Here is a 20,928-nt window from a genome sequence, read left to right as displayed (position 1 = left end):
CAGGCGGTGGCGACGGGCGAAAAGCGATTTTCCGGGGAGGGTAAGGCCATGATCGTTAAAATGTCGGGGATCCTCCGGGCGGCGGTGCTCTTCGTCGGGGTGCCCCTCGCCGCGGCGCAGGGCGGTGGGGACACCCCGCTGCGCGTGACCCGGCTCGGTGAGAAGGCGATCCTCGTCAGCGACGGGGCGCTCGGGCAGCAAGTGGCCGTCAATGCAAAGAAAGGCCTGATCATCTTCGATTCCCTCTGGTGCCCGCGGGTGGCGAAGCGTTTCCGGGAACGGATCGAGACGGAGTTCGGCCGGAAGGACGTCACCCTGGTGGTTCTGACCCACGGGCGGCTGGATTTGACGGGAGGTGGTTCGGTTTACCCGGACGCCCGGATCCTGGCCCTCCGGGAGTGCGGGGAGGTTCTGGCCCGGCAGAAGGGCCGGATCGACCTCTACCTCAAGCCCCTGGTGGACATGTGGCGTCTGAAAGAGGAGAGTGCACGCCGGCGCATGTCCGAATCGGCCCCGGGGTCCGACGGCGAGCGTCGGGAGCGGGCATGGATGGCGTTCTGCCGGGGCATGGCCGACGACCTCTCCGAAGGGTACGAGCTGATCCTTCCGACCACCACCTTCACCGAACGGCTGTCCATCGACCTTGGCGATATGACCCTCCTGCTCGTCGACGCCGGTGCCGCAGCCCGCGGGACGCCCGGCCTGGTCGCCCGCATCCCGGAGATCGGGTTGGTCGTTTTCGGCAAGTTCCTCTTCCACGATCAGCACCTGCTGCCCTACCTGAACACCCACCCCTGGCAGGACCTCGGGATTGCCCGCCTCCTGGCGGTGCTGGACGGGATCCTCGCCGAGGAGGGGACGATCACGAACCTGGTGGTAAGCTCAGGGCCCTGGCCTCTGGCGGAGATCAAGGCCCGCCGCCGCTACCTGGGCGAGCTGTGGGCGGCCGCGGAGATGGCGGCGAAACAGGGGACCGGCCTCGAACCGCTGCAGCGGGAGCTGCGTCTGGAAGGACGGTTCGCCTGGCTCACGGACCTCCCGGTCTGGAAAAACCAGGGGGCCGACTGGGTCCGGGAGGAGCACGAGGCGAACGTGGCCCGCGTCTGGGGTCAGTTCCAGCGCTTCCCAGCCCGGGAGATCCTCGAGGCCTGCCGGGCGTCCGGGACCGACGCGGCCGTGAGGACCTACCGGAAACTCCAGGAGGGAAAGGACCCCAAGCTGATCTTCGACGAAGCTTCGCTCCACTCCTTGGTGGAAATTCTCTTCCTGAACGGGTATCTCGAGGCCGCGGATGCCGTGTCCGGGCTGAACGTGGCGAGCTTCCCCGGCAGCTGGCGCGTCCACGATCGCCGGGGCCAGATGTGCCTGGCGAACGGGCGACCCGGCGAGGCGCTGACCGCCTACCGCAAATCCCTGGAACTCGACCCGTCCAACGAGAACGCCAGGGCCATGATCCGCCAACTGGCGGCTCCTTGACGGCCGGTTCGGGGTGCGGCGCGGTGACCGCCGGAGCACCGCTCTCGAAGCTGCCGGCGGAAAGGCGCTCCCCCGGGCGGGGGCCCCGCCGGCGCCGGAGCGCGGCTCACTCCCCGAGGGTCCGGCCCAGAGCCTGCAGGTGGCCGACGCAGCGCTCGAACAGGCCGATCCCGTGCAGGACGGCCCGGAGGGTTTCGGGGTCCGTGCCGGTCATGGAGGCGAGGTACTCGCGGCGAAGCTTCGCCAGCGTTCCGGCCGGCTCGTCCGTGACCTGGCGCAGGATGGCGGCGTCCTCCCCCCCCGGTTTCCCGAGCGCATCCGCGGCGACCCGGCAGATCGCGTCGAGGGCTTCCGCCAGGTTGACGAAGAAGGCCGCCGCCGGCCCTTCTCCCCGGGGGAAGGCCGTGCAGGCGGTGAACTCGCGCAGGTCGGCCTGGAGCGCGGACAGCCGCCACTGCCGTTTCTCCAGGAGGATTTTTGTCTTCAGGTTGTCCTCGGGAAGCTGTTCGGCGGCCAGGTCCGTCAACTGGGACCGGGCGTCGTCTTCCCAGGCGAGGCACGAATTGAAGACCGCCTCCAGGTCGAAGCCCCCGGCGGGCCGCGTCTCCCGTGAGCCCTCGAGCAGCGCGGGCAGCGAGGCCAGCCAGGCGGACTGCAGGGCCGCGACCCGGTCCAGGGCGACGGAGGGGGCATAGCGGCGGCGGTCGTACATGAACAGGCTTCGGACGCCCCACCTCACAACCAGCCAGCGGGTGAGCAGGACGCCCGACAGGGTGACGATGACGCCGGCCAGGACTTCCGGCAGTTTCAGCCGGGACGTTTCCCAGATCAGGAAGAGGGAGAACGCCAGCCCCCAGGCCACCGAGATCTCGGGGTAAATGGACCCCTTCAGGCTCGGGTTGTTGGAGTCGGCCCGGACCACGTCCCGGATGATCCCGCCCCCCGCGCCGGTCAGGGTCGCCAGGATGGGGCCCCACAGCCACAGGGGGTGGCACCGGGTCTCGACGGCCACCACGACGCCGACGACCGTGAAGGCGGCCAGTCCCAACGCGTCGCAAACCAGGAACAGGTTCCGGGCAAAACGGGGGGACCGGTGACGCCGCTTCGTCCCGGCGGCCAGGGGGGCGGCCTGATCCGGCTTTCGGGCCTGGGCCCGGTCCCACAGCCGGTAGCAGAGCGCGCCGGTGACCACCACGCCGAGGATGGCGAGCAGGTAAACAGGGTCGCGCATGACGCCGAGGGGGTTGCGATCGGTCAGGAGGTCCCGCAGGACCCCTCCCCCGACGGCCGGGAGGGCGGCCAGGACGAAGGCCCCGAAGATGTCGTAGCGCTCCCGGCGCGCGAGCAGGACGCCGGAGACGGCGAAAGCGAGGGTGCCGAGGATGTCGAGGACGAAGAACCAGGGCCGGTGAACCGTCATGGCCAGGAGAACCGGGAAGAGGTACTCCCGGACGATCTGGTGGTAGGCCCCGGAGTCCCGGAGCCGGTCGAGGCTCCGGTTGAAGGCCTCAACGTCCCGCACGCTCATCGTCCGCTTGCTGAACATCACCCGGAGTTCCCCGTGGAAGACCGGGACCGGGTGCTCCTCGAGACGCGACTGCAGGTCCTTCCGCCACGCCAGGGTGGCTCCCGCGAGACGGTCGGCCAGGAAGCCGTCGATCCGGTTGTCCAGGAGCCGGACCAGGTTGTCGTAATCGTTGCCGGTGGGGAAGACGAGCCCCCGGTTGGCCGGGTCCGCGATCCAGGCCATCACTTCGGGGCCATAGTTGTAGCCGTCCACGATGCCGATCCGGAAACGCCGGGCGCTCATCCGGCGGAGCAGTTCGCCCGTCGTGGCGGCGGGAAGCCGCCCGGCCTCGCCGGGGCGGACGTAGAGGACGTCGGTCTCCGTCCGGTAGGGTTTCGAAAACCAGGCGTACGCGGCCCGCTCCGGGGTCATGAAGGTGCCGGCGGCGATGTCGCGGGCCCCGTCCCGGATGTCGGCCTGGTGCCGCGCCCAGCTGACCTCCTCGCCGAAGTCCACGGTGTAGCCGGCGTCCCGGAAGACGGCGCGCACGAGCTTCACGTCCAGGCCGGTGAGGAGGGGAAGCTCGGCCTCGGGGTCGAGGAACTGGTAGGGGTCCCACGGGTACCAGCCGCAGCGCAGTGTCCGGGTGGAGGAGTCGTAGGCGGAGGCCCACCCCGTGGCGGCGAAGAGGAGATACAGAGCCAGGAAGACGACCGGCCGGCGCCCGGGAAGGGGCCGGGTCCCCGCCGCCGACGAGGGGAGGACGCCCCTTCCCCTTGAACGGAACGACGCCGTGCTTGTCTTCATGTCCTCCCCTTGGCGCTAAGCTTGATGCGGCCGCGCAAGGATACGCGGCCGGGATCACCCCCGGCCGTAGTGCAGGGCGAAGAGGTCGAGGTGCTCGTCGGCGTGGCAGGTGGTGTCGCCGAGGCATCGGTAGGCCGGGCCCAGGCCCATTTGGAAGGCCTCGTGCCACTGCCCGCGGAGCATGTGGTAGTCGGAGCGCTCCCCGCGCGGCTGGGTGAGGAAGGAGACCGCCTCCACCATGAGGAAGCAGTCCACGCTCTCCTGGGCCGTGCGGATGTCGGTGTCGTGGGCGAAGATGAAGTCGATGATCCGCCCGTAGGACTGGTAGACCGCCATCGCCAGTTCCGGCGAGTGCATCTCCGGCGTGTCGTTGTCGGCGCCGAGTTCGAAGAGGAGCAGGTGGTCGAGGCGCCCCGAGAGTTCCCCCAGGTGAGCCAGCTTGGTTTCCCTCGGCATGTGGTGGTAGGACAGCGAGCAGACGGCCACGTCGTAGCCCTCGCCCACCTGCCCGGCCACGTTCTGGATCCGGTCGTGGAAGGTCCGGACGGAACACCCCGGGAAGGCCTCGCGCACCTTGCCCTCGGCCATGTCCAGCATGGCCTTGGACGAGTCCACCAGGGCCACCTCCCCGACGGACGCCGCGTTCCCCTCCATCTGGAGTCGCCGAAGGACGGTGACGGTGAGGTCGCCGTCGCCGCATCCGATGTCCAGGAAGTGCAGCGGGTGGTCGAAACGGGGCAGGGAGCGGGCGGCGAAGGCCCGGAACTGCTCCCGGGCCCTCTGCATGGGCGGGACCCCGATGAAGTGGAGGTAGGGGGCCGGGTCCGCGAAGACCACGGCGGGCTTGACCAGCCGGCCGCCGTGCCGCTCCAGGAAGGCCGTCACCAGGGCGTTGGTCATGAGCCCCGCCGTCTCCTCCCGGGTGCCCGCGAGCAGCCAGCCCCGGCCGGCGTCGCGCTGTCCGCGGGCGGTGAGCATCGTGCCCGCGAAGAAGCAGAAGACGGGGCGCAGCGGGGCCCGCACGCCGGGGGGCACCTCGCCGGGCGCCAGGCTCCCCTCCACTGCTTCGCGTCCCCACCGGTTCCACGCTTCGATTTCCCGGCCCGTCAAGAACAGCATGACCACGCCTCCGTCATTAATCTAAAGCTGATTGTCCACCTGCCTTCCGCCGGAGTCAAGCGTTCAACTGGATCTCCTGACCCAAAGATGAGACCGCACGGACGGGCCTCACGCTGTCGCCAAGCCGCCAGGCCTCTCAAAGCAGGCGAAAAAACGTCGGGAGCCCTTCGCGCCCGGCGAGTGATTAGTGAAGATCAGTGAAATTAGTGGTTTCTTCTGGGCCCGCCGGTGGGGCGGCCTCGGGGGCGGAAGCTGATCCGGCCCGGGTGCACGATGGGGGTGAACAAATGAGCGGTCCGGGCGTAAAATGTGGCATTCGGGCCCGGGGGACCCCCGCGGGCCGATCAACCGAAACACGGGAGGAACGATGCGAACGCGAACCCTGCTCCTGGCCCTGTCCCTGGGCGCCCTTCTCCTCGGCGCCGTCACGGCCGCGCCCCCCGCGGACCCCGCGACCGCCGGCGAGACCCGGCTGCTGCGCTTCCCCGCCGTCCACGGCGACAGGGTGGTCTTCACCTACGCCGGGGACCTCTACGCCGTCCCCGCCGCGGGCGGCACGGCCCGCAAGCTCACCACGGACCCGGGTTACGAGATGTTCGCCCGGTTCTCCCCGGACGGCCGCAGCATCGCCTTCACCGCCCAGTACGACGGCAGCACGGAGGTCTACGTGATTCCCGCGGAAGGGGGCGTCCCGACGCGGCTCACCTGGTCCCCCGTCCTGGGGCGCGACGACGTGTCGGACCGCCTGGGCCCCAACAACATCGTCATGGGCTGGAAGGACAACGACACCATCGTCTTCCGCGCCCGGGCCGAGGAGTGGAACGACATGGTGGGCCGGCTCTGCCTGGTGGGCGCCGGCGGCGGCCCCGTCACCCGGGTCCCGCTGCCCCGGGGCGGCTTCTGCTCCTACTCGCCGGACGGTGGCAAATTGGCCTACAACCGGGTGTTCCGGGAATTCAGGACGTGGAAGCGCTACCGCGGCGGTCAGGCGGACGACGTCTGGATCCACGACTTCGCCACCCGCAAGACGGTCAACCTCACCGCCAACGCCGCCCAGGACATCATCCCGATGTGGAGCGGCAACAAGGTCTACTTCCTCTCCGACCGGGACGAGCTCCGGCGCATGAACCTCTACGTCTGCGACCTGGACACCCGCGCGACCCGCAAGCTGACCGACTTCCGGGACTACGACGTCAAGTTCCCCTCGCTGGGGGACCGGGCCATCGCTTTCGAGAACGGCGGTGAACTCTACCTGCTGGACCTGGCCACGGAGAAGGCGCGCAAGGTCCCCGTCCGCATCCTCGACGACTTCGACACGGGGCGCGGCGGCCTGGTGAGCGTCGCCGACCGGGTCGCCGGCTTCGGTGTCGCCCCCGACGGCAACCGGGCCGTCTTCTGCGCTCGGGGGGACGTCTTCACCGTCCCGGCGAAGCACGGGCCGACCCGGAACCTCACCCGGACGCCCGGCGTCCACGACCGTGACGCCGAGTGGTCGCCCGACGGCCGCCGGATCGCCTTCCTTTCCGACCGCTCCGGCGAGGACGAGATCTACGTCCTGGCCCAGGACGGCGGCGGGGAGCCCGTGGCCGTCACCTCCGGCGGCGACGTTTACAAGTACGGCCCCCGGTGGTCCCCCGACGGGAAGAAACTGCTCTGGGCCGACCGGAAGCAGCGCCTCCAGTTCGTGGACGTCGACACCCGCCAGGTCACCCTGGTGGACCAGGCCACGGCCTTCGAGATCACCGACTTCACCTGGTCCCCCGACGGGAAGTGGGTGTCCTGGACCCGCCCCGAGGAGAAGTCCCAGAGCGTGATCTGGCTCTACTCTCTCGAGTCGGCCCGCAAGTTCCCCGTCACCGACGGCTGGTTCTCCTCCCGGGGCCCGGCTTTTTCCGGGTGCGGGAAGTACCTGTTCTTCGTCTCCGACCGCAGCTTCCGGCCCACCTACGGGCGCACGGAGTTCAACCACGTCTACCTGGACATGTCCGGGATCTTCTTCGTGACCCTGGACGCGCAGGCCCCGTCCTTCCTGGCGCCCAAGAGCGACGAGGTCGCGTTCCGGGAGCCCGGCGCCGAGCCCCCCGCCGCGGAGAAGCCCCCGAAGGCGAACGGGGCGGCCGAGGCGGGTGCCCCCTCCGAAGAGGCCGACGGCGAGAAGCCGGCCGCGGGGCTGCCCGTCGTCAAGGTGGACGAAGCGGGGTTGACGGAGCGGATCGCTGCCCTGCCGCTCCCCGCCTCCAACTACGGCAACCTCAGCGCGAGGGCCGGCCGGCTCTACTACCAGCGGGCCGGGCGGGGTGACGACAAGCCCCGTCTCTTCGTCTACGACCTGGAGAAGCTCAAGGAGACGGAAGTCGCCGAGTGCGCGGCGTACGAGATCAGCGCGGACGGCCGGAAGATGATGCTGTTCGCCGACAACGCCTACGCCATCGTCGATTTGCCTTCCGGCCGGGCGGAGGTGAAGGAGCGCCTCGACCTTTCCGGGCTCCAGGTGACCCTCGACCGCCGGGCGGAGTGGGACCAGATCTACCGGGAGTGCTGGCGACAGATGCGCGACTTCTTCTACGCGCCCAACATGCACGGCGTGGACTGGCCCGCCCTGCGGGACCGCTACGCCCGCCTCCTCCCCTGGGTCAACCACCGGGCCGACCTCACCTACCTCATCGGCGAGCTGATCGGCGAGCTCAACGCGGGCCACGCCTACGTGGGTGGCGGCGACCAGCCGGCGGTGAAGCGGGTCCCCGTGGGCCGCCTGGGGGCCGTGCTCGACCGCGACCCCTCCGGGTTCTGGAAGGTGTCGATGGTCCTCCGCGGCCAGAACTGGGAACGCCGCCTGCGCTCCCCCCTCACCGAGATCGGCGTCAACGTGCAGGCCGGGGATTTCATCCTGGCGGTGGACGGGGTCCCCACCCGCAGCGTCGCCAACGTCTACGAGCTGCTGGTGGGCAAAGTCGGCCGCCAGGTCACCCTGCGGGTCAACGGGAAGCCGTCCGACGACGGCGCCCGGGACGTCCGGGTCGTCCCGGTGGAGGACGAGAAGGAGCTTTACTACTACAACTGGGTCCGGGAGAACGTGGAGAAAGTGGACAAGGCCACGAACGGGCGGGTGGGCTACCTCCACGTGCCGGACATGGGCCCCGAGGGGCTGAACCAGTTCGCGAAGATGTTCTACCCGCAGCTGCGCAAGGAGGCCCTCGTCGTGGACGTCCGGGGCAACGGCGGCGGCAACGTGTCGTTCCAGATCGTCGAGCGGCTGCGCCGGGACCCCATCATGTTCGACGTGGCCCGCAACGCGGCGGTGAACCTCAACCCCGGAGGGATGGTCATGGGGCCCAAGGTCCTCCTGGTGAACGAGCTGTCCATGTCCGACGGCGACATCGTCGGGTACCGCTTCCGCAAGTACGGCCTGGGGAAGATCGTCGGGACGCGCACCTGGGGGGGCGTCGTGGGCATCCGGGGCTCCCTGCCGCTCCTGGACGGGGGCTTCCTGAACCGCCCGGAGTTCTCCCGATACGACCTGGAAGGGAAGGAGTGGATCATGGAAGGCGCCGGGGTCCAGCCCGACATCGTGGTGGACAACGACCCGGCGAAGGAGTACGACGGCGTGGACGAGCAGCTCGACCGGGCCATCGCGGTGGTCCTGGAGGACCTGAAGAGCTACCCGGTCCGCCCGGTGCCGCCGCCTCCCTACCCGGACAAGAGCCGATAGGTTTCGACCGGACCGCCTGGCCACATAGAACGCAAAGAGAACAAAGGCCATGGAATAATCTTTGAACTCTTTGCGTTCTTTGTGGCATATTTGGACTGGATTGCCGTTCCGGGATTTGCAGGGGCTTTGCGGCGACTCCCGGCAAGGAGAATTTTAATGAGAAAAGACTGGCTGCTTGTTTTGATCCTCATCCTGGGGTTTGTATCCTCCGGGGTGGTTCACCCGGCGCCCCCGGCCTCGCCGGCGGCGGACCTGGCGGCCCGGCTCGCGGCGCTCCAGAAGACCCAGTCCCTCAAGGCCGTGGAACCCGTGCAGCTCTACGGCCGGGACAACCTGGCCGACTACGTGGACGGCGCCGTTGACACCTACCTCCAGTTCGGCTATCGGCGGGCGGCCACGGGCGAGTTCGCGTTCGCGGACCTGCCGGGCAAATCCTTCACCGTGGACCTCTTCGGCATGGACACCGCCCAGGGGGCCGCCGGGATCTTCACGAAGGAAGCCGGCGCACCCACCGCGGGCCTGAAGATCGGGGTCAAGGCGAAGCGCACCTCCAACAGCGTGTCCTTCCACCGGGGGACCGTCTACGCCAAGATCACGGCCTTCTCGTCCGACAAGGCACTCATCGACCGGCTCCAGGGGCTCGCGGCCAAGCTCGACGCGCTGCTCCAGGCCGCCAGGTAGGAGAAAAAACATGAAACTGGAACGGTTCATCCTCGTCGTCGTCGATTCGGCCGGCGTGGGCGCTATGCCCGACGCCGCGAAATGGGGCGATGCCGGCACCCACACCTTCGCCCACGCGGTGCGCGACTCGGGCGTCCACCTTCCGAATTTCCACCGCCTGGGGATTGGCAACCTCACCGAGATCCCGGGACACCCGCCCGTCCCCGAACCCCTGGCCTGCCACGGCAAGGCCGCCATCGCCTCCGAGGGCAAGGACACCACGGTCGGGCACTGGGAGTTGATGGGCATCCTGACGGCGACGCCCTTCCCGGTTTACCCCGACGGCTTCCCGCCGGAGATCGTGGCCGGGTTCGAGCAGCGGACGGGCCTGAAACTGCTGGGCAACTACCCCGCCTCCGGGACCGAGATCATCAAGGACCTGGGCGAGGAGCATGTCCGGACCGGCCACCCCATCGTCTACACCTCGGCCGACAGCGTCTTCCAGATCGCCGCCCACGAGGAGGTCATCCCGCTGCCCCGCTTGTACGAGATCTGCGAGATCTCCCGCCGGATGATGCAGGGCCCCCACTGCGTGGCCCGCATCATCGCGCGCCCCTTCGTGGGCAAGCCCGGCGCCTTCACCCGGACCGCCAACCGGCGGGACTACGCCGTGCCGCCGCCGGAGCCGAACCTGCTGTCCCTGATGGAAGCGGCGGGTCGGAAGGTGATCAGCGTGGGCAAGATCGGCTCCATCTTCGACCACTGCCACGCGGGCGTGGAAATCCCCACCAAGGGGAATGCCGAGGGCATCGCGAAAACCGGGGAGCTGATCCGCTCCGGCCAGGGGGACCTCGTCTTCGTGAACCTGGTGGACTTCGACATGCTCTACGGCCACCGGAACGACGCCGCGGGTTACGGCGCCGCGCTGAAGGAACTGGACGACGCCCTCCCCGGCTGGATCGAGGCGCTGCGCGACGGCGACTGCCTGATCCTGACGGCCGACCACGGCTGCGACCCGTCGGACGTGTCCACCGACCACACCCGGGAGTACGTCCCCATCCTCGCCCTGGCGAAAGGGGCGCGAAAGGGCGCCGACCTGGGCCTGCGCGCCTCCATGGCCGATGTCGGGCAGACCGTCGCGGAGGCTTTCGGGCTGCGGCTCCCCTTCGGCACGTCTTTCCTGGCGGAACTGCGGCCCTGACCCCGGCGGTCCGAAAAACCCGGCCACCCTCCGGGGGCGGTTTGCCGGTGCGCACCCGGTGACGAAAAACGCCCCGGGACCCGAGAAAACCTTGTTCCGGGGCCGGTTTTTTCTGGTAGAATTCGACCCTGTCTGATTCAACTTTCTTCAGGAGAGACGACATGGACATCAGCATCCTTCCGTTGACCCAAGAGAAGCCCCTGTTCACGAACCCCGACGAACTGGGCTTCGGCCGCGTCTTCACCGACCGGATGTTCACGATGGAGTACAAGCGGGGCCTGGGGTGGCAGCACCCCGCCATCGGCCCCTACCGGCCCCTCGCGCTCGACCCCGCCACCCTCGTGTTCCACTACGGGCAGGAGATCTTCGAGGGGGCGAAGGCCTTCGCCGGCCATGACGGGCAGATCATCTTCTTCCGCCCCGAGGAGAACGTGAAGCGGTTCAACCGCTCGGCCGAGCGCCTGTGCATGCCGGTGCTCGACGAGGCGGAGATGCTGGAAGCCATCACGAAACTCGTCACCCTGGAGAGCCGTTGGCTCCCGCGCACGCGCGGATCCGCCCTGTACATCCGGCCCACCATGATCGCCACGGAGGTGGGGCTGGGCGTGCGACCCTCCGCCGAATACCTCTTCTTCATCATCCTGTCGCCGGTGGGGCCGTACTTCAAGGAAGGCTTCAAACCCATCCACCTCTTCGTGACCGACGTGCACGTCCGCGCCGCCCAGGGCGGGATGGGCGAGGCCAAGACCGGCGCCAACTACGCCGCCAGCCTCTACGCCCAGAAGCTGGCCAAGGACCACGGCTACAGCGAGGTCCTCTGGCTCGACGCGAAGGAGCACCAGTACGTCGAGGAAGTGGGCGCCATGAACATCTTCTTCGTCATCGACGGCGTGGTGACCACCCCCAAGCTGGACGGCTCCATCCTGCACGGCATCACCCGCAAGTCCGTCCTGCAGCTGGCCCAACACCTCGGCATGAAGGTCGAGGAGCGGAAGGTCTCCATCTCCGAACTGTCCGAGGGGATCGACGCGGGGCGCGTCACGGAGATCTTCGGGTCCGGGACGGCCGCCAGCATCGCCCCGGTGGGCTCCATCACCTTCAAGGGGAAGACGTTCACCGTGTCGGGGGCCCAGGTGGGCGAGGTCGCCAAGACGCTTTACGCGGAACTCCAGGCTATCCAGTACGGTGAGAAGGACGATCCCTTCGGCTGGACCCTTCGCATACCCATGCCGTAACCGTTCCGTGCGCCAACCGGACGATCATGAAAAAAAACCCGCCATGCGGCGGGTTTTTTCATGATTTCCTCCTCCTGCCGGGCTTTTCGCGTCCCGCCCGGCGTCCTTACCGGTTGAACCCCCGGGGGCGGGGGTTGTTTCAGGGTGACCGGGCCGGGCGGGACATCCCGGGGTTTGGAAGTCCCCGGTGATTTTTGCCTTGATTTTCACCAAATTTTCACCTATCCTCGGAAGGTCAGCCGAAGGCTGAACATCTTATCGAGGAGGGAACATCATGTTGTCCGAGATGATTGCACCGTGCGGGATCGACTGCGGCGCCTGCGACGCCTGGAAGGCCACCCAGACCGGGGACGAGGCCCTCAAGCTCAAGGTCCTGGAGCAGTGGCGGAAGGAGTTCTCGCCGGACATCCCGCTTGCGGCCATCGACTGCGACGGGTGCCGGACGTCCGGCTGCCGCAAGGGGGGCTACACCGGCATGTGCCCCCTGCGGGCCTGCGCGATGGAACGGAAGCAACCCACCTGCGCCCATTGCCCCGACTACGCGTCCTGTGAGACCCTCTCGGGTTTCCTGGCCAAGGCGGAGTGCCTCCGCGAAAAACTGGAGGCCCTCCGGGCGACCCCGGGTCAGGCCTGAAACGGCGCCGGCCTGTCGAACCGGCGGGCCGGCACTTCTTCTCTCACTTGAGCGGATCGTGTTCCCGGGAGGGACATCAGCCGGCCGGACCGTCACCCGAAGGCGGGGACTTCGGCTTGGCGGGCCTCCAGTGCATTTTGTCCTTCAGTTCGCGGTACAGACCCTTCGGGCGTTCCGGGACCTCGCCGGGGGGGGCGGCGGGAGGGGAGTCCTGTCCCGGACGGGCTTTCCGAAGCACTTCCCGGACAGCCTCGTCCAAAACGGGGTCGCCGATTTCACCCGGAAGGTACTTCCAGTGCCACTTCGTGAACGGGTTGACCCCGACCTTGCGCACCGACTCCGGGTCGATCCGTTGCGGCAGGGTTTCGCACCGGTCCAGTGCGCCGGCGGCCTGCAGGCAAAGCATGGTCTGCAGGCACTTCTCGCACTGACCGCAGTTGTATCCCCCGTGTTCCCAGGCCAGGCAGACCCGCAGCCGCCGCAGGGACCCCGGGGATTGCCGTGCGATCATCCGGGCCTTTCCGACCCGGTTCGCCTCCGCCCCGTCGTGGACCAGCCGCACCGAGGCGCTCGACCACAAGGGGTCCAGCAGAGGGTGCGACCCGAGGGGATGAAGGTCCCGGTAGGCATGCGTGGAGGCGATGTAGACCGTCGAGGGTCCAAGGACGTGGGCCACCGAGGCCAACGCCGCACCGTGCTGCCAGATCCAGTGAACGGCGTCGTCGCTGATTTCGCGGGAATTCGTCCGGATCGACCGGAGGTCCAGCCCGAAACCGGCCGCATCCGCTTTCAGGCTTTCGCGGCATTTCGAGAAGGCTTCGCTTTCAGCGGCGGGGATGTCGAAACCGTGAACCAGCACGAGACCGTCGATCTTCGACCGGTTCTTCACCAGGCTGTAGACGGCGTCGAGCCCCCCGGAGAAGAAGAGGGACGTTCCCGGTGCCGGACGGGGATCGTCGATCACCGGGAATTCCAGGCCGCTTCGACAGGTATGGGGGACCCAGGCGAGCAGGATGTCCTGGATGACCTCGAGATTTTCGGCGAGCCGCCTGGACACGGGGAACGCGAGAGAAAGGTCCTCGTGCAGGGCCATGGGGGGCAACAGCAAGGCACAGAGCGCCCAGTCGGCCACACCGGGGTTCGGCAGTTCCCCCTCTCCGCTTTCCACGAAGAGGGTCCGGTCACCCAGCGAGGAGTCGACTCGGCAGGCTGCCCGACACCCGTCATGAGTGAATTGGCTGACTCTCATGGCATTCACCTCTCCGGGAGCGCGTTCGAAGCGCCTTTCGCCGAGGACGCGTCCCCCGGGTCCAACGCTTCGGGAAATTCGGCGGGGCCCCGGAGTTTCCTTCCGACGGACACGACGGCGTCGACGAGCAGGTCGAGGTCCTCGCAACGGCAACGGTGGTTGGTGAGGCTGACGCGGACCACCGCGACCCCGCGCACGCGGGTGGTGGACGGGGCCGCCAGGCCGGATTCCTGGAGTTCGGCCACGATCGCTTCGTTCAACCGGTCGAGGTCGGGGTGACCCCCGGCCGCGCCGCGAAAGCGGAAGCAGACGATGTTGAGCGTGGGCTCGGCGAGAAGCTCGAGTTCGGGGGTCCGGTTGATCAGCCCGGCCAGGTAGGCGGCCTGGCGGCAGTTCTGTTCGACCGATTCCCCCAGCCTGCGGCAGCCGTGCTCCTTGAAGGCGAACCAGACCTTCAGGGCCCGGAAACCCCGCGACATCTCGAGGCCGAGGTCGCAGGGCCACTCCCCTCCGCCCGAAAGCCCGCGCTTCCCGCGCAGGAGGTAGGGCGCCGGCCTGGAAAAGGTCTTCCGCTGGGCCTCCCCGTCCCGCACCAGGACGCAGCCGGCATCGTAGGGCACGTGCATCCACTTGTGAAAGTCGAAGGCGAGGGAATCGGCCCGCTCGATCCCCTCCACCCGGGACCGCAGGTTCTCGCTGAGCACCAGGAGCGCCCCGAAGGCCCCGTCGACGTGAAACCAGAGGTCGTTGTCCGCGCAGAAGCCGGCCAGGGACGCGAGGTCGTCGATGCCGCCGGTGTTGACCGTCCCGGCGGTCCCGATCACGCAGAAGGGCTTGCAGCCCGAGCGACGGTCGTCGGCTACCATCCGGTGAAGCTGCCGGAGGTCCATCCGGAAAAGGGGATCGACCGGGACCTTCCGGAGGGAGTCTGGCCGGAAACCCAGCATCTCCAGGGATTTGTCGATGGAGTTGTGGGCCTGCTCCGACGTGTAGACGAGCCATTTCCCGGTTGGGCCCGAACGGGTGCCGGCGCCCTGCGGGACCCGGGCCCCCGAGGCCACCCTGAGGGCCGTCAGGTTGGCCAGGGTGGTGCCGCTGACGAGCAGGCCGGAAGCGGTTTCCGGAAAGCGAAAGAGCGTTTTGCACCAGCCGACGACGGCCCGTTCGACATAGAGCGCGGCATGGTCGCGCCCGCCGCAGTTGGAGTTCAGGGTGGCCGCCAGGAGTTCCGCGAGCAGGCCGCCGGCCAGGCCCGTCCCCTGGACATAGCCGAAGAACCGCGGATGGATGTTGCCGCTCGGGAAGGGGAGGATCCGCTCCCTGAACTGTCGGTAGACGTCCCCGAGGTCGAGGGGGTCCATCGGCAGGGGTTCCCGCAGCGCCGCCTGGACCGGAAGGGGGACGGGCCGCCAGACGGGACGGTCCCGGACCGTGCGGAGGAGATCGACCGCGTCGTCTAAAACGGCGTGGGCCAGCGTGCGGAAGCGGTCCCAGTCGTCGGGGTCGAGGGACGATTCGACCGGCGGTGAGGTGGGCGGCTTTGGAGAATCCTTCATGTGTCGCATCATCACCGGACGATGGTATTCTCCTGCCTGAATCCGGTAGTGCGGATTGACAGGACAAGGCTATTTTATCACGAGGAGGGGGTGTCCCCCAGCCCTTGCGGTTCGGAGCCGGTTCACGGCTTTGACCCGCCCCCGGTTTTCACGGGCCGCCTGACGGGGCCGGCGGGTTTCAGGACGGTGTCGAGCCAGTCCAGGATCTTCGCGTTGGAGATCAGGAGGGCCCCCATCTGGCAGTGCTCCTCCGCCCCCTCCTCCTTCGTGAACAGGAGGAAGGTCTTCGGGCATTTCAGCGCCTCGTGGAGTTTCGGTGCCTGGCCCGGCAGGTCCTTGTCCTCCGCGGAGTCCACCACGAGCAGGGGGCGCTTCGCCCCGGAGCGGTCGACGAGGCAGAGGTAGCCCGGCAAGGTGGTGCCCTCGAACGGGATTTCCACGGGAAGGATCGGGTGAGACGCCAGGGCGGCCCCCTTCCGGAAGCACTCCCGGCCCCGCTTCGAGACCTCCACGATCCGGGGGTCCTTCGGGTCGGACTTGATGAAGAACTCGGCGGTGCGGAAATCAGCCGGTCAAGGGATGAAAGTCAAACGAAAACCCGAGAGAGTCGAAGCGCAGTGGCCTTGGCAAGGGGTGAGAGACCGGCCGATGGATCTGTAACGCCATCACCCGAGCGGCCCGCCGGGAGGCCGGTGGAGGGGGGGAATAAAGGGATTGTCGGAACCCCGGAAATGAGATATGTTAAATGAAGAGGTTGCGCATCATGTTCGATCATGAGCTGCGGGCTCTTGAACGCATTCGCAAACAGTTGGAAATCCTCCTGGGAGAGGGGTTGATTTCAGTCGTCGCCTTCGGGTCGCGGGTGAGAAAGGACCATTCCGAGGAGTCCGATTTCGACCTCCTGGTGGTAGTGAGAGCTAAGACCCCCGAGGTGGAGCGAGAGGTGATCGGCATCATTGTCGATGTGGAAACCGACTGCGGGCTTTCTTTTTCTCCGGTCGTAAAAGACTTGCTGGGCTTTCAAGAGGAAGAGAGACTTCACTCGCCGTTTTATCAGCGGATTACCACCGAAGGAGTGAGATTATGACCCTGTCCCCCGAGGAAAAACTGAGCTTGTGCGAGGCCCGTTTCCAGCGGGCAAGGGAATTCCTGGATGACGCGCGGTTCAACCACGAACAGCATCGTGTGAAGACCTCCGTCAACCGGAGTTACTACGCCGCGCTCAGCGCCGCCCGGGCCGTCCTGATCCTCGAGGGGGCCGACCCCGAGCGGCACGAGGGCGTCGTGACCCTGCTGAGCCTGCGCTTCGTCAAGCCGGGGCTGCTCCCGGTCTCCGCCATCAAGCAGTTCAAGACGCTGCTCTCCCGCCGGACCGACGTGGACTATGGCGATTTCGAGTCCGTGGACGCTGCGGACGCTGCGGACTCCCTCCAGATCGCCGGCGCATTCCTGGATACCCTTGAAAAAATCAAGGCGCGGCTCGTTCCAGGGTTGTCCATTAAACCGTGAGATTCCTGTCACGGATGCGGGTAGACGGATACGGACAGGAAATCGGATTTTCGCTGATTCGTGAGTATGGGGGAAATTTGCCGGTCAAGGGGTGAAAGTCAAGCGAAAAACCGGGAGATTCGAAGCTCAGTGGCTCTGGCAAGGGGCCAGAGACCGGCCGATTCCGGAGAGCGCGCCCGGGCCGGCCTTTCGGGCCTCGGCCTCGACAAATCGCCCCTTGAGGCACAGAGAGGGCGCAATCCCCTCAGGGCGCGGTGGCGGCGGGGCGTGCTCCCGGGGACGGGATAAGTTCCGGGTGGCGCGGGGGGATGGCGAGGGCGAAGTGACCGGTCAGGACCAGGGCGCCGCCGGCGGCATAGGCCCAGAGGACGGGCGCGCCGATCCCCAGCAGCACGAAGGCGGTCGCGGCGGCCAGGATGGCCAGGACCGCTTGGGGGAGCATGGTTTTCACGTGATAAACGGGGGTTATCTTGCACGCGGCCGCTGACATGACCGCCTTCTCCGAGAAGGGGATGACGTGCTCGCCCGCCACGGCGCCCGTGATGACGGCGGCGGAGAGGACGGGCACCAGGGCGGCCAGCCGGGTCGGGTCCGCGGCGGCCGCCTGGTAGGCCAGCGGCATGACCACCGCCATGGAACTCCACGAGAAGCCCGTGGCCACCGTCACCAGCAGGGCCAGGACGAAGACCGTCACGGGCAGCAGGGCCGGCGCCACGTGGGCCAGGAGGGCGTTCGCAATGTAGGGGCCCGCCCCCAGCGCTTCGGAGACCACGGAGAAGCCCTTGGCCAGCAGGATCACCATGCAGACCGCCCCAAGCCCGCGCACCCCGCGCCCGAAGGCCCTGGCCAGGGGTTTCGGGGCAAGGGCCCGGCGTCGCAGGGTCATCGCCACGCCCAGGGCCGTCGCGGCCAGGGCAGCGGAGATGAGGACGTCCACCACCGGGGCCGCGGCGAAGACCCCCTGGAGGGTCAGGGGCTCGCCCCGCCGGTGAAGGGCCCAGGCCCCGGCCGCGAACAGCCCGACGAGGGCCACCCCGAGCAGGGTCAGGATGGGCGCCAGGACGTTGGCGGCCGTCGCGCGGGGGGACTCCAGGTGATGGGCCCAAACCTGAGGGACGTGGGCCCGGTCCAGGCGGGCGCCGATCCACCGGCCGGTGAGGGCTGCCAGCAGGGCCAGGAGGATGGCCAGGAAGGTATAGAAGTGATAGGGGATGGAACTCATGAAGAGCCCGGAGAGACTCCCCTCCACCTTGACGGTGCGGGCGGCGTCCAGCATCACCGAGCCCTCGTAGGCCGACCAGGTGGACACCAGCATCACGCTGGCCAGGATGGCGGTGACGTCCACGGTGTAGGCCAGGAAGGCCGGCGAGATCCGGTGGCGCTCCGTGATGCCGCGCATGGAGCCGCCCGTGATGAGAACGTTGGCGTAATCGTCGAAGAAAAGGCACATCCCGAGGCCCCAGACCGCGGTCCGGGCCTTGAAGGGCGTGTCGAGCCGCCACCCGATGTCCCGGGCGAAGACGGCGTAGGCCCCGCTGGCGGACAGGACCTCCAGGAGCCCCCCCACCAGCAGGACGAAGAGGACGATCTTCAGGCGGTCCAGGTCGGTGAAGGAGGCGGTGAGGGCCTGTCGGAAGAGTTCGAATGCCTTTGCCGGGGAGCCCCCGGAGGCGGTGAGGGCCCCGGCCACGATCCCGCAGAACAGGGCCGTGGCCACCCGGTGCCAGACCAGGGCCACCACGATGGTGACCGCCGCCGGGATCAAGGCCAGGGCCCCGTACTCCACATCGCCCTCCTGCGTGCCGCTTCAGGCCGCCGCGCCGCTCACTGAGCCGCCTTCACCACCAGGTCCCCCGCCAGCCTCAGCAGGGCGCCGGGGTCTTTCGGGCGGTCACCCTCCACCACCAGGGCCTGGTCGTGGAGGAACCGGACGTAGCCCGCCAGCCGCTCGCGGTCGCCCTCCCCCTTGAGCATCCCGTCCAGTGCCGCGGTCACGGGGTGGGAGGGGTTGATCTCGAAGATGCGGCGCACCGGCGGGACGTCCCGGCCCATGAGGCGGAACATCCGCTCCGTGGCGGGGTCGAGCCCGCCCTCCTCGCCCACCAGGCAGCAGGGGGAGTCGGTGAGGCGGGCGGAGAGCCGGACGTCCTTCACCAGCTCCCGGAGCGATTCCCGGATGAATCCCAGGAGTTCGGCGTACTTCTCCCGGGCCTTCTCCCGCTCCGCTTCCGCCGACGCGTCGAGGGCGGCATCGCCCCGGTTGACGGGCCGGAACGTCTTCTCCTTGTATACGAAGTGGTTGAAGACGATGTCGTCGATCTCGTCGGTGAGGAGAAGCACCTCCTCCCCCTTCCTGGCGAAAGCTTCCAGGTGGGGCGACCGCCGGGCCTCCTCGAGGTTCTCCGCCACGAGGTAGTGGATGTCCTTCTGGTCCTCCTTCATCCGGGACACGTAATCGGCCAGGGTGGTGTACTCCCCGTCGGCGGTCCGGGTGGAGCGGAACAGGAGAAGGTTCGCCACGGCCTCCCGCCGCTCGTAGTCCAGGTGCGCCCCCTCCTTGAGGACCCGCCCGAACTCCTCGTGGAACTTCACGTACTTTTCGTAATCATTCTGCTTGAAGTCGTCGAGGGTTTCCAGGACCTTCTTCGTCAGGTTCCGGTGGATGACGTCCACCTTCCGGTTGTTCTGGAGGATCTCGCGGGAGACGTTCAGCGGCAGGTCCGACGAGTCGACGACGCCCTTGACGAAGCGCAGCCAGCGCGGCAGGAGTTCCTCGCAGTGGGGCATGATCTGGACCCGCTTGACATAGAGGGTCGGCCCGTACTTCTCCTCGCGGAAGAAGAGGTCGAAGGGGTGCCGGGCCGGGAGGAAGAGGAGCGCGGCGAACTCCGAGGTCCCCTCCGCCCGGTAGTGGATCACCCGGACCGGGTCCTCGACGTCCCGGGTGAGGTGGCGGTAGAACTCGTGGTACTCCTCGGGCTTGATCTCGGACTTGTCCCGGAGCCAGAGGGCCTTTCGGGAGTTCAGGGTCTCCTCCCTGAGCACCTTGACCTTCTTGTCCTTCTCCAGGGCGCTGTCTTCCTCGCGCTCCACGGCCAGGGTCACCGGGTGCTCGATGAAGTCGGAATACTTGCGGACCAGCTCCCGGACCTCCCACTCCTCCAGGTACTGCTTCGCGTCGTCCTTGAGGTGCAGGATGACGTCGGTGCCGCGGCCGGGTTTTTCCACGTCCTCCACGCTGAAGGTGCCGTCGGCGGTGGACTCCCAGCGCACGGCTTCCCCGGCGGGCGCCCCGGCCCTGCGGGAGTAGACCGTGACCTTGTCGGCCACCATGAACGCGGCGTAGAAGCCCACCCCGAACTGGCCGATGAGGTCGGTGGAGGCGGCCTTCTCCCGCATGGCCTTCAGGTACTCCAGGGTCCCGGAGTGGGCGATGGTGCCCAGCTCACGGACGATCTCCTCCCGGTTCATACCGATGCCGTTGTCGCTGACCGTGAGGGTCCCGAGCGTTTTGTCCGCGGCCAGGGCGATCTTCCACTCCCCGCCGCCCTCGAGGATCTCGGGGCGGGTGAGGGACTCGAACCGGGCCTTGTCCAAAGCGTCCGAGGCGTTGGATATCAGCTCTCTCAGAAAGATCTCCTTGTGGGAGTACAAGGAGTTGATCACCAGGTTGAGGAGCTGGTTGACCTCCGCTCTGAATGCGAGTTTCTCCGTCGACATGAGTCCTCCTTTGTGCTTTTTTCTCCGGCGGTTGCCGGTTTTCCGCGAAAGGGGCGCGGAGCGGCGATTGTCCACAAAAAGACGAAGCCTTGTCAAGCCGGAAATCCCGTCCACGGGCTTTTGAACTTGCAAAAACGTCGCGTTTGGATTAAAAACGGAAACGGCATTTTACGGGGGCAACCTTGACGCTGCAGGACCTCAAAAGCACGACCCGGACCGTCATCCTCGTCATCAACCTGACCCTGATCACGCTGCTGGCGGGGAAGGTCCTGTTCTGCCTGGACTCGCCCCACCTCCTGGCCTTCTACGGCATCATGACCACGGCGGTCATCCTCATGGTTTTCGGCATCGTGTTCGTGTGGTACCGGGACCCGTGGGAGACGGCGAGAGAGAAATTCAGGGACCTCCCGGAGGGACGTCGCCACACCACTGCCAATACAGGGGACCTCCCGGCAGGAGGTCGCTGCGCCTCTGCCGGTTCAGGGGACCTCCCGGCAGGAGGTCGCTGCGCCTCTGCCGGTTCAGGGGACCTCCCGGCAGGAGGTC

General features: G+C 67.7%; 16 protein-coding genes. 9 read left to right on the top strand and 7 right to left on the bottom strand.

The window, feature by feature from the left end; all coding sequences use genetic code 11:
• Positions 1-48: 48 nt before the first annotated feature.
• Positions 49-1,476, top strand: a complete 1,428-nt coding sequence (locus tag KA419_03120; GenBank protein MBP7864916.1) for a tetratricopeptide repeat protein — start codon at positions 49-51, stop codon at positions 1,474-1,476.
• Positions 1,477-1,582: 106 nt separating this feature from the next.
• Here the strand turns inward: KA419_03120 and KA419_03115 are convergent, their stop codons facing one another.
• Both KA419_03115 and KA419_03110 read right to left on the bottom strand, forming a co-directional pair.
• Complete coding sequence (locus tag KA419_03115; GenBank protein ID MBP7864915.1) at positions 1,583-3,790, bottom strand: TRIC cation channel family protein; 2,208 nt, start codon at positions 3,788-3,790, stop codon at positions 1,583-1,585.
• A 54-nt stretch (positions 3,791-3,844) separates the two neighbouring features.
• Positions 3,845-4,909: a class I SAM-dependent methyltransferase gene (locus tag KA419_03110; protein ID MBP7864914.1), complete on the bottom strand. Its 1,065-nt coding sequence runs from the start codon at positions 4,907-4,909 to the stop codon at positions 3,845-3,847.
• Between the two features lie 367 nt (positions 4,910-5,276).
• Here KA419_03110 and KA419_03105 point away from each other — a divergent pair, with 367 nt between their 5' ends.
• From KA419_03105 to KA419_03085, 5 genes are all read left to right on the top strand, one after another.
• On the top strand, positions 5,277-8,618 hold the full coding sequence (locus KA419_03105; GenBank protein MBP7864913.1) for a PD40 domain-containing protein: 3,342 nt from the start codon (positions 5,277-5,279) through the stop codon (positions 8,616-8,618).
• A gap of 156 nt (positions 8,619-8,774) precedes the next feature.
• Positions 8,775-9,299 carry a hypothetical protein gene (locus KA419_03100; GenBank protein ID MBP7864912.1) on the top strand — a complete coding sequence of 175 codons (525 nt, stop codon included), beginning with the start codon at positions 8,775-8,777 and terminating at the stop codon, positions 9,297-9,299.
• A 10-nt stretch (positions 9,300-9,309) separates the two neighbouring features.
• Positions 9,310-10,479 (top strand): phosphopentomutase, encoded by a 1,170-nt coding sequence (locus KA419_03095; protein ID MBP7864911.1) that lies wholly within the window; start codon positions 9,310-9,312, stop codon positions 10,477-10,479.
• Positions 10,480-10,640: 161 nt separating this feature from the next.
• Positions 10,641-11,714, top strand: a complete 1,074-nt coding sequence (locus KA419_03090) for a branched-chain amino acid aminotransferase (GenBank protein ID MBP7864910.1) — start codon at positions 10,641-10,643, stop codon at positions 11,712-11,714.
• A 274-nt stretch (positions 11,715-11,988) separates the two neighbouring features.
• Positions 11,989-12,348 carry a DUF3795 domain-containing protein gene (locus KA419_03085; GenBank protein ID MBP7864909.1) on the top strand — a complete coding sequence of 120 codons (360 nt, stop codon included), beginning with the start codon at positions 11,989-11,991 and terminating at the stop codon, positions 12,346-12,348.
• 76 nt (positions 12,349-12,424) lie between these two features.
• Here KA419_03085 and KA419_03080 read toward each other — a convergent pair whose 3' ends face one another.
• The 3 genes from KA419_03080 to KA419_03070 all read right to left on the bottom strand — a co-directional run bounded on the left by KA419_03080 (position 12,425) and on the right by KA419_03070 (position 15,665).
• A complete protein-coding gene (locus KA419_03080; GenBank protein ID MBP7864908.1) occupies positions 12,425-13,597 on the bottom strand; it encodes a hypothetical protein in 1,173 nt (390 codons plus the stop codon).
• Between the two features lie 5 nt (positions 13,598-13,602).
• Complete coding sequence (locus KA419_03075; protein ID MBP7864907.1) at positions 13,603-15,153, bottom strand: aspartate aminotransferase family protein; 1,551 nt, start codon at positions 15,151-15,153, stop codon at positions 13,603-13,605.
• 122 nt (positions 15,154-15,275) lie between these two features.
• Positions 15,276-15,665 carry a hypothetical protein gene (locus tag KA419_03070; GenBank protein MBP7864906.1) on the bottom strand — a complete coding sequence of 130 codons (390 nt, stop codon included), beginning with the start codon at positions 15,663-15,665 and terminating at the stop codon, positions 15,276-15,278.
• 233 nt (positions 15,666-15,898) lie between these two features.
• Between KA419_03070 and KA419_03065 the strand changes: the two genes are divergently transcribed.
• Together KA419_03065 and KA419_03060 are read left to right on the top strand one after the other, a co-directional pair.
• Positions 15,899-16,240: a nucleotidyltransferase domain-containing protein gene (locus KA419_03065; protein ID MBP7864905.1), complete on the top strand. Its 342-nt coding sequence runs from the start codon at positions 15,899-15,901 to the stop codon at positions 16,238-16,240.
• Entirely contained in the window at positions 16,237-16,662 is a 426-nt protein-coding gene (locus KA419_03060; protein MBP7864904.1) for a HEPN domain-containing protein, read from the top strand. Before KA419_03065 ends, KA419_03060 begins: the two co-directional genes overlap by 4 nt.
• Before the next feature lie 244 nt (positions 16,663-16,906).
• On the opposite strand, the gene KA419_03055 is transcribed toward KA419_03060, so the two are convergent.
• Positions 16,907-18,448, bottom strand: coding sequence for a hypothetical protein (locus tag KA419_03055; protein MBP7864903.1), 1,542 nt, complete (start codon positions 18,446-18,448; stop codon positions 16,907-16,909).
• 38 nt (positions 18,449-18,486) lie between these two features.
• A complete protein-coding gene (gene htpG / locus KA419_03050) occupies positions 18,487-20,382 on the bottom strand; it encodes a molecular chaperone HtpG (protein ID MBP7864902.1) in 1,896 nt (631 codons plus the stop codon).
• A 182-nt stretch (positions 20,383-20,564) separates the two neighbouring features.
• Here htpG and KA419_03045 point away from each other — a divergent pair.
• Positions 20,565-20,928, top strand: a 364-nt coding sequence (locus KA419_03045; GenBank protein ID MBP7864901.1) for a hypothetical protein, incomplete at its 3' end; no start/stop codon positions are given.

The sequence above is a fragment of the Acidobacteriota bacterium genome (assembly GCA_018001935.1).
GTDB lineage: Bacteria > Acidobacteriota > JAAYUB01 > JAAYUB01 > JAAYUB01 > JAGNHB01.
Note: the sequence above shows the minus strand (reverse complement) of the source record. Positions and strands in the feature narration are given on the sequence as shown.